Annotated in this window: 11 protein-coding genes; 5 read left to right on the forward strand and 6 right to left on the reverse strand. The window is 66.1% G+C overall.

What is annotated here, in order from left to right; genetic code table 11:
• Positions 1–25 precede the first annotated feature (25 nt).
• A complete protein-coding gene (locus tag ACFVYC_RS19880) occupies positions 26–679 on the forward strand; it encodes a DedA family protein (RefSeq protein WP_387553493.1) in 654 nt (217 codons plus the stop codon).
• Between the two features lie 37 nt (positions 680–716).
• On the opposite strand, the gene ACFVYC_RS19885 is transcribed toward ACFVYC_RS19880, so the two are convergent.
• Complete coding sequence (locus ACFVYC_RS19885; RefSeq protein WP_387553495.1) at positions 717–1,238, reverse strand: MarR family winged helix-turn-helix transcriptional regulator; 522 nt, start codon at positions 1,236–1,238, stop codon at positions 717–719.
• 109 nt (positions 1,239–1,347) lie between these two features.
• On the opposite strand from ACFVYC_RS19885, the gene ACFVYC_RS19890 reads away from it, so the two are divergent.
• Positions 1,348–2,535 (forward strand): acyl-CoA dehydrogenase family protein, encoded by a 1,188-nt coding sequence (locus tag ACFVYC_RS19890; protein ID WP_387553497.1) that lies wholly within the window; start codon positions 1,348–1,350, stop codon positions 2,533–2,535.
• Between the two features lie 116 nt (positions 2,536–2,651).
• A complete protein-coding gene (locus tag ACFVYC_RS19895) occupies positions 2,652–3,629 on the forward strand; it encodes an SDR family oxidoreductase (RefSeq protein WP_387553499.1) in 978 nt (325 codons plus the stop codon).
• Positions 3,630–3,691: 62 nt separating this feature from the next.
• Here the strand turns inward: ACFVYC_RS19895 and ACFVYC_RS19900 are convergent, their stop codons facing one another.
• The 5 genes from ACFVYC_RS19900 to ACFVYC_RS19920 all read right to left on the reverse strand — a co-directional run bounded on the left by ACFVYC_RS19900 (position 3,692) and on the right by ACFVYC_RS19920 (position 7,305).
• Entirely contained in the window at positions 3,692–4,477 is a 786-nt protein-coding gene (locus ACFVYC_RS19900) for a MerR family transcriptional regulator (protein ID WP_387553501.1), read from the reverse strand.
• 33 nt (positions 4,478–4,510) lie between these two features.
• On the reverse strand, positions 4,511–4,894 hold the full coding sequence (locus ACFVYC_RS19905; protein ID WP_387553504.1) for a hypothetical protein: 384 nt from the start codon (positions 4,892–4,894) through the stop codon (positions 4,511–4,513).
• 168 nt (positions 4,895–5,062) lie between these two features.
• Entirely contained in the window at positions 5,063–5,266 is a 204-nt protein-coding gene (locus tag ACFVYC_RS19910) for a cold-shock protein (protein WP_069950491.1), read from the reverse strand.
• 132 nt (positions 5,267–5,398) lie between these two features.
• Positions 5,399–6,025 (reverse strand): response regulator, encoded by a 627-nt coding sequence (locus ACFVYC_RS19915; RefSeq protein ID WP_387553507.1) that lies wholly within the window; start codon positions 6,023–6,025, stop codon positions 5,399–5,401.
• On the reverse strand, positions 6,022–7,305 hold the full coding sequence (locus tag ACFVYC_RS19920) for a sensor histidine kinase (protein ID WP_387553509.1): 1,284 nt from the start codon (positions 7,303–7,305) through the stop codon (positions 6,022–6,024). Before ACFVYC_RS19920 ends, ACFVYC_RS19915 begins: the two co-directional genes overlap by 4 nt.
• A gap of 209 nt (positions 7,306–7,514) precedes the next feature.
• Here ACFVYC_RS19920 and ACFVYC_RS19925 point away from each other — a divergent pair, with 209 nt between their 5' ends.
• Both ACFVYC_RS19925 and ACFVYC_RS19930 read left to right on the forward strand, forming a co-directional pair.
• Complete coding sequence (locus ACFVYC_RS19925; RefSeq protein WP_387553511.1) at positions 7,515–8,078, forward strand: heme-binding protein; 564 nt, start codon at positions 7,515–7,517, stop codon at positions 8,076–8,078.
• Positions 8,079–8,087: 9 nt separating this feature from the next.
• Positions 8,088–8,792 (forward strand): ankyrin repeat domain-containing protein, encoded by a 705-nt coding sequence (locus tag ACFVYC_RS19930; RefSeq protein WP_387553513.1) that lies wholly within the window; start codon positions 8,088–8,090, stop codon positions 8,790–8,792.
• Positions 8,793–8,954 lie beyond the last annotated feature (162 nt).

Below are 8,954 nucleotides of genomic sequence, written 5' to 3' on the forward strand. Positions count from 1 at the left end.
CCTTTGAACGCGAACGGGGAGTTGTATGTGGGGAACAGCGGCGGACGCAGGCGGCTCAACCGAAAATCTCACCGGGCTGGTGGGGGTAGCTGCCCGGGGCATCGAGCAGTTGGGCGAATGGGGAGTGGGGCTCTTCACCCTTGCCGAAACAGTGGTGCCGCCCATCCCCAGCGAGGTGATCCTGCCGCTGGCGGGCTACCTGGCAAGGCAGGGGTCCCTGCATCTGGTCCTCGTTTTTGTCACCAGCACGCTCGGAGCCTACCTGGGTGCAGTTTTCCTGTACTGGCTGGGCGCCAAGCTGGGATTTGAGCGTTCCATCCGCGGCTTGTCCCGGCTGCCGCTGGTGGACCGGGAGGACTTTGAGCACGCGGCGGGCTGGTTCCGCCGCCATGGACGGTCATCCATCTTCTTCGGCAGGCTGCTTCCGGGTGTGCGGAGCCTGATTTCCCTGCCCGCCGGTGCCTCGGCCATGCCGTTCGGAATGTTCAGCCTCTACACGCTTGCCGGCAGCGGGCTGTGGAACGGTGCGCTGCTGGGACTCGGCTACCTGCTCGGCACCCAGTACCGGGTCGTCGAGGAGTACTCAAGGTTCCTCAATTACGCCGTCTACGCCGCCCTGGGCGGCACGGTGGTGCTGCTCATCGTCAGGCGGGTCAAGCGCACAAAGGCAGCCCGCTGAACCTGCGGCGGAGCAGTCGCTTCAGGAGCGGCACAACTCAGGAGCCCGGGTGGGAATTGCGGAAGTCGCCTGCCTTCCGTCGGAAGTCCCGCAGGATCCGGATCAGCTGATCCACATCGTCCGGCTCAAACCCGGGGTCGCTGAAAACCCCGGTGTTCAGTGCAGCCGTTGAACGCTTCGCCAGGGAACGGCCCTCGTCGGTGAGCTCAACGAGTGTAGTGCGGCCGTCGGTAGGGTGCGGGGAGCGGCGCACCAGCCCTGCGTCCTGGAGCCGGTCCACCGCGTTGGTGATGGAGGTCGGGTGAACCTGGAGAAGGGTGCTCGCCTTCTTCATGGAAAGGGCCCCGTTCCTGGCGAAGCTCAACAGCGCGAGCAGTTCGTAGCGGGCGAAGGTGAGCCCAAACGGCTTGAGGCTCAGTTCGATCCTGGCCAGGAGGATCTGCTGGGTCCGCATGATGGCCGTGATGGCGGCCATGGGCGCAGCGACGTCCGCCCAGCCGTTCTCTTCCCAGTTGCGCCGGGCATCAGCAATGGGATCACGGGACAGCGGAGTGTCCACAGCCAGCCTTTCCGCGGGTGATGTACGCCACAAACGTGATGGGCCTGTGCAATATACTAGGACATCCAATGGTTCAGCAGGGAGCGGTTTGGTAAGGGGGTCGACGCCGATGCGGCCTCCAGCGCCTGAAGCCGGAGCTCCGCCCTTTCCGGAGGCGGACCTGATGTACATCGTGGACCTCCTGTCGCCGGCTGAGCGTGACAGGTATGTCAGCATCCGCCGGTTCCTCCAGGCATCCGTCCGGCAGTCCTCGCTTGAGTACTGGAACCGGGAGGAGTTTCCCTTTGGGCTGGTGGCGGAGATGGGAAAGCACGGCCTGGGCAACCTCCAGCTGGACGGCAGTTCCGCCCTCTTCAAGGGGCTGATGTATGTGGAACTTGCCCGGGCGGATGTCTCCCTGTCGGCGCTGGCCGGCATCCACAATGAGCTGATTCTCGGGATGATCAGCGAATTGGGGTCGGAGGAGCAAAAGGCGCAATGGCTGCCGGGCCTGAAGACCTTCCGCCACCTCGGGGCATTCGCACTGACGGAACCTGACCACGGCTCGGACATCGCCGGTGGCCTGGGTACTTCGGCCAGGCTGGAGGATGGTGAGTGGGTCCTCAACGGAGCCAAGCGCTGGATCGGGGCCGGCACTATCGCCGATTTCGCGCTCGTGTGGGCGCGGGACGAGGCGGACAGTGAAATCAAGGGTTTCATCGTGGAGACTGACCGTCCCGGCTACACGGCCACGAAGATCTCCAACAAAATTGGCCTGCGGATCATGCAGAACGCCGACATCGTGCTGGCGGGCGTGCGGGTCCCCGCGGCCAACCTGCTGCCCGGAGCCACCAGTTTCTCCCGGGCCAACGAGCTGCTCCGGGATTCCCGCGCCTGGGTTGGCTGGCAAGGCGCCGGCATCCAGCTCGCCGCCTTCGACGTCGCCCGTGCTTACACCCTGGGCAGGCGGCAGTTTGGCAAGGAGCTGGCCCGGTTCCAGCTGGTCCAGCAGCAGCTTGCCGAGATCCTTGGCAACGCGTCGGCCTCGCTGGCGCTGATGGCACAGCTGGCCCGTATCCAGCAGGAGGGAAAGCTGGAGATGGTGCAGGCCGCCATGGCCAAGTCCACCATCACCCGTTTGGCGCGCACCTCGGTAGCCATGGGCCGGTCACTGCTGGGCGGCAACGGGATCTGCAGCGATTACGAAATGGGCAAGCTGTTCGGAGACGCCGAAGTCCTGTACACCTATGAGGGCACGTATGAGATCAACTCACTGATCGTGGGCAGGGCCGTCACCGGGAAGTCCGCTTTCCGCTGACGTTCCCCTTTCCTGGCCCCGCCCGGCGCCGTTGTCCCGCGAGGCGCGCATGGGTACCATCGAACGCTAAGCCTGCTTAGTTTTTTTCGGGGTTGTTCGTGTGAAGGGGAGCCGGAATGAGTGTCAGGAATTCTGTTGTGGTGATCACCGGAGCGTCCAGCGGGATCGGCAGGGCCACTGCCCTGCGCTTCGCGGGCAAGGGAGCCCGGCTGGTCCTGGCCGCCCGCGGAGCGACATCCCTCGAGGCCGTGGCCGCGGAATGCAGGAAACGCGGTGCGAAGGCCATCGCCGTCCCCACGGACGTCACGGACGCGGACAGGATGGAGGAACTGGCATCCCGTGCCGTCGAGGAGTTCGGGCAACTGGACGTGTGGGTCAACAACGCAGCGGTGGGCGCTTTCGGGCTGCTGACCGAGATCCCGCCGAAGGACTTCCAGCGGGTACTGGACGTGAACATCCTGGGCTACGTCAACGGCGCCCGGGCGGCCCTGAGCCGTCAAACAGCCCAGGGTTCAGGCACCCTGATCAATGTCGCCTCGATCGTGGCGGAAACCCCGCTGCCGTACTCCGCCGCCTACTCCATCTCAAAGGCCGCGGTGCGTGCCCTCAGCGTCAGCCTGCGCTCGGAACTGGCCCGTGAGGGCGCCACCGGCGTGAACGTGTGCACAGTCCTTCCGGCCACCATTGACACCCCCTTCTACCAGAACGGAGCAAACTACACCGGCCGCCGCCCAAAGGCGATGCCACCCGTCTACACTCCGGAGCGGGTGGCCAAAGCAGTGGTAAAGCTGGTGGCCCGCCCGCGCCGGGAAGCCGTCGCCGGAGGGCTGGCGGGCCGCCTCCTGATCCTGCAGCGCAAGGTCACCCCGGGTGCCGTCGAGGCTGCGACCGCCCGCCAGGTGGACAAGCACCAGCTTTCCCGGCGGCAGTCCGCGCCCGCGACTTCCGGAAACCTTCACCAGGCCTCGCAGACTATTCGGAAAACATCCGTCACCGGCGGGTGGCACGGCCGGCGGCGGACCGCCCAGCGCACGCTGCTGGGGGCGGCAGCCCTGGCCGGTGCCGCGGCCGCCCTGCGGAAACGGCTGGGCTGATTGCCGCGCGCGGTATCCGGGCTCCAGTTGCCGGGAGCCGCCGTCGTTCCGGCTGCTTCCTCCTAGAGGTTCCTCTCGGCGTAGACACGGAGCGCGTCCCGCACGAAGCCGGCTCCTGCTTCGCCGCCATAATTGGCGGCGAACCGCGGGTCCGCAACGTACATCTCCGCCAGCCCCATGACGTAGCCCCTGACGTCACCGCCGCTCTCCGAAGCGGGAGTGCCGGGAATGGACGTCAGCCACTCGACGTGGCGCCGGGCCAGGTCCTGCGCTTCGGCGCTGTCCGCGGCAAGTCCTGATCCCGCAGCGGCGATCCAGTCGCTGCCAAGCTTCCCGGCGCGGGCCTTCCATGCTTGTTTTTGGTCGGCTCCCATGCCACGCCACCAGGCGTCGCTTTTGGCGTAAGCCTCCTTGCCCCAGCGTTCCTCCACCTCGTCCTTGTACTGGGTGTGGTCGAAGCCGTCGAACATCCTTTCGGCCATGAGTTCGCCTCCTCCTTTAACTGTTGCGATTGTTTGCTGGACGGACAGAACCTGCCGGGCCAGCCGCTCCTGCTCCTGCCGGAGCCAGTCCAGGTGGCGGCTTAATGCTTTGACAGCATCCGTCTCGTGCTGGAAGACCTCGGCGATGGCCGGCAGCCCCAGCCCAAGTCCACGGAGCAGGAGGATCCGTTGCAGCTGCAGGAGCGCCCCGCTGTTGTAGTAGCGGTAGCCGTTACTCCCAACGCGGCTGGGCTTCAGCAGCCCGATGTCGTCATAATGACGCAGGGTCCGGCTAGTGGTGCCCGCTATCCTGGCGACATCCTGGATGGACCAGTCCGTGCCTGCCTCCGCTTCCGTTGCTTCCATGCTTCGAGCGTAGGGGTTGACGCAACGTCAAGGTCAAGCAGCCGTTCCGGGGTATCGGTTCCCGTGCGGACGGTTGCGGGGCGAGCGGGTGCGGGCCTGGGCAAGGAGGCGTGTGAAAGCGAAGATGAAGACTGCTTCGATGAGGATCATCAGTGCCACCAGCAGCCACTGTTCCTCGGCCACAAAAACAACGCAGCCCGCCAGCGCGAGGACGGTACCGAGCACCAAGGTGTAGATAGCGAATCCGACTGCGACGCGTGCACTGCGGACTCCAGTCCGGAAACCGAAACCGTGCGGTTCCCCGCCGGGTTGCCCGGGAACGCGGTCGGGTACGGCTGGGGGAAGCGTGTCGAACTCCTCCCACGGGTCCTCTTCTGCGTCGTTGCCCGGAACCTTGTCCGGGTGCTGTCCGGTCATAGTCCAATTATCCCAGCACCGGCAGGGAACGGGAGCCGGTAACGGAAACTTGGATGTAGATGCAGACCCGGGAACCGGGGACACAAAACAGCGGCCCCGCCAACAGATGTTGGTGGGGCCGCTGCGGTGGCGGGTTCCTCCTGCAGGAGCGGGAGGAAAGCCGAAGCCTTAGAGCGGGCGGATGTTCTCCGCCTGCGGGCCCTTGGGACCCTGGGTCACATCGAATTCAACCTTCTGGTTCTCATCGAGTGAGCGGTATCCGCTGCTGGAGATTGCGGAGTAGTGGGCGAAAACGTCAGCGGACCCGTCATCGGGGGCAATGAAGCCAAAACCCTTTTCGGCGTTGAACCATTTAACTGTGCCTGTTGCCATGGCTGCATTCCTTCGTGTGACTCTGATTCTCTCCCCGGACCATCGGCCCGAAGTGCGCGGAGAACGTCCCCCGCAGTCCCCAACGTACGGGGCGGACGCCATCCTTGCAAGGGTAATGGCAATAAAGTGTCCTCAACGCATGCCCTCACGGCGGATTGCGGTGGCAATGGCAGCGGCCCTGGTATCCACTCCGAGCTTCGCATAGATGTGGGCCAGGTGGGTTTTGACCGTGGCTTCAGAGATGAAGAGCCGCTGTCCGAGCTCCCGGTTGCTGAGGCCCTGCGTGAGGAGGCTGAGCAGTTCGGCTTCGCGCGGGGTCAGGATCTCGTCCGGATTCCGCAGCTGCTGGAAAAGCCGGGACGCCACGGGCGCGCTCATCACGCTCTTGCCTTGGACCGCCCCGCGGATGGCCGCGAAAATTTCGTCAGGTGCGGCATCCTTCAGGAGGTATCCCATGGCACCGGCATCCACGGCCCGCACAATATCCGCATCGGAGTCGTACGTGGTGAAAACCAGGATGGCCTGGGTTTTGTTGCGCTCGCGGATGAGCCGTATCGCCTCGATCCCGTCCATTCCTGCGCCCATGGCGAGGTCCATGACCACAACCGCGGCGGCGTCGTGTTCCAGGCGCTGCAGGGCCTCCTCCCCGGAAGCTGCTTCCGCGACGACGGCGATGTCAGGCTGGGTGCCCAGCAGGGCCCGCAGTCCGCTTCTCACCACGAGGTGGTCGTCTACCAGCAGCACCGTTATGACGTTCATGCGGACTCTTCCGGACGGGCGGGCTCGTGGGTTTCTTCCGGGGCGGGCACCTGGGCTGCCACGATGGTTCCTTCGCCGGGTGCGCTTTCCACTGAAAAGATGCCGCCCAGCTGCTCCACCCGCTGCCGCATGGCCCGCAGCCCGTACCCGCCGGCGTCCGACGGCGGTGCTGCCGCCGCGGGATCGAAGCCGGCGCCGTCGTCGTAAACATCCAGGGTGATGGCGTCTTGAAGGTAGCCGAGGGTCACCGTGGCGGCGGCATCGCCTGCGTGGAGCTTGATGTTTGACGCTGCGCTTTGGACAACCCGGAGGAGGGCGTGGCGGACATCCGGGGGTACTGGCCGCTGTTCACCGGTGACCAGGAGCCTGGCATCCGGAACGTACTGCCTCGCCGAAAAAAGCAAGGCCTCAGGCAAAGCGGACGCATCCAGCCCGGGGGAGGCAAGTTCGTGTACCAGGCTTCGGGTTTCGGACAGGTTGACCCGCAGCAAGGCAGTGGCCTGGCTGAGTCCGGCTTGGGCTGAAGGGCTTGGCCACGCCCTGCCGGCCGCTTCGAGCAGGAGCACGCTGCTGGCCAGCCCCTGGGTGACGGTGTCGTGGATTTCCCGGGAAACACGCTCCCGTTCGGCGATGGTTCCGGCCCGGCGCTCACTGGCCGCGAGCTGTCCTTGGGCCAGGGAGACCTGGGCGTGCAGGCGGCGCTGTTCCTCGGCGTCGTGCTGGATCCTGTCGTAGATCAGGGTCAGCATCAGGCCCACGGCGAGCGGGCCGAGGAGCATGGCGAGGTCCGTGCCGCTGCTCAGCCGGAACAACCCCGCAGCCGTAGCAGCAGCGGTGGCAGCGGCCGCTGCGTACGCGGCCGCACCGCTCAGTGCACTGCGGCACAGGAAAAAGAGCGCGAAGGAGCACCAGGCAAAGCTCGGAGCCGCGATCACCAGGACGGCCCACACGACAACCAGTGTGAACACCCACGGTGCCCCTGGCTTCCCGCGGGATGCAAGGACGGCGACGGCGAAGTACAGCAGGGAGGCTGCTGCTGCAAGGGCCAGGACCAGGACGTTGTCCGCGGGGCTGTGCCGCATGACGTAGCGGACCAGGGACGCCACCAGCAGGACTGCAAAGCCAAGATGGACTGCTGCGTCAATAGTGCCGAAGCGGGCGCCGGTGCTGTTCCTGGATGCGGCGGTTCCGTTGTTGACGGGCCCGGCGGGGCCGGTTCCGCCGGCAGCGGTGTTGTCAGGGGAAGATGCAGGCTGGGCGGCGTTGGCTCGGGTAGGCATGGGAATTCCGGTTCCGGTGGGGGAGTGCTACCTGCCAATGCTATTGCCCCCTCCCTTGCCCCGTCTCTCAGCCTTTTGGCTGATACGGCTGGCTTTTCGGAGCAGGGCGGTACCGCCAAAGGCCCGATGCCACGAACACGGAACGCCGGAAGAATTGGACTGTACGCCGCTCCTCACGGTTGTTTGGGGCTCCGAGCAAAGGAAACAGCATGAAAAAGTCCACCAAAGTTCTTGCCGCCGCAGCCGCCGGCGCGCTCACCCTCACGGCAGGCGCCACGGCCGCCGCGAATGCCGGCTCCGCTCCTGCCGCCGTCCCGGCTGCCGACATCCAGCCCATCCCGGAGAACGTGGTGCAGCAGAACCGAATCTCGGTGGGCGCCTCTGCGAAGGCCGTGCAGGCGGCCCTGGCCAAATGCCAGGCGGACAAGCTGCCGTTCGTGACGGTGGCCCTGGTGGACCGCTTCGGGACGGTGCAGGCCCTGCTGCGTGGTGACAACGCGGCCGAACACACCATAGAGGCAGCCCGGCAGAAGGCCTACACCGCCGCCGCCTTTGGCACCCCCACCAGTGAACTGGCCAAGCGGATCAACGGCAACGGCCCCAGCATCGCGGACCTGCCCGGCACCCTCTTCCTTGCCGGCGGTGTCCCGCTGAAGGTGAACGGGGTTTCGGTGGCCGGCATTGGCGTCGGCGGCGCTCCCGATGGCGCACTGGATGAGGCCTGTGCCGCAGCCGGTGTGGAGGCCATCGCGGGTGCCGGTGCCCCTCAGTAAGCTGGGCGCATGATGAGGTCTGCGGCTCTGTGCATGGCACTCTGCCTGGCCATGTCGATGGCAGCGTGCCAGCCGGGGCCTGCGGCGCCGCCGCAGTCTGCACCGACGTCGAGCGTTGCCGGCCCGCCAGCCGACTCTGCCGGCGGGGCCACAAGCCCTGCCGTGACATCGCCGGAGCCACCCGCGCCCGCGGCACCGCCGGCGCTGTCCGCCGAAGCGCAGGCACAGCTCGATCAGGAGCTGGTGGCCGCCGCCAAGGCCAACAACGTTCCGTTGGTCAGTGAACTGATCGGACGCGGCGGCAATGTCAACGCCAAGGACGCCATCCAGGACTCGGCCTTCCTCTACGCGGGCGCCGAGGGATTTAATGAGGTGCTCCGGCTGACCCTGGCCGCCGGGGCAGACGTCGCCAGCACCAACCGGTATGGCGGAACCGCCCTGATCCCGGCGAGCGAGCACGGCCACGTGGAGACCGTGCAGATCCTGATCGCAGCCGGGGTGCCGGTGAACCATGTCAACAACCTGGGCTGGACCGCCATGCAGGAAGCCATCCTGCTGAACAGCGGCGGGCCCAGGCAGCAGGAAGTGGTGCGCCTGCTCCTGGCAGCGGGCGCCGATCCGGGCATCAGGGATCCGGAGGGACGGACGGCCCTGCAGAACGCCGAGCGGCTGGGCTTCGCGGAGATCGCCGCCTTGCTCCGCGGCCACGGCTGACCTCGGGAACCCCGGACGCTGAAATTCCCCACCTTCGCCGAAAAATACGACGGCGCGCCGCAACTTTTGGCTTGAGTTCTAGCGGTCGTTGCAACACCCATAGATTTTGGGAGTTGCAACGACCGTGCCGCATTTAAGCGATGTTTCAGCGGAGACCCGGAA

This window comes from Pseudarthrobacter sp. NPDC058329 (assembly GCF_042879835.1).
Taxonomy (GTDB): domain Bacteria; phylum Actinomycetota; class Actinomycetes; order Actinomycetales; family Micrococcaceae; genus Arthrobacter.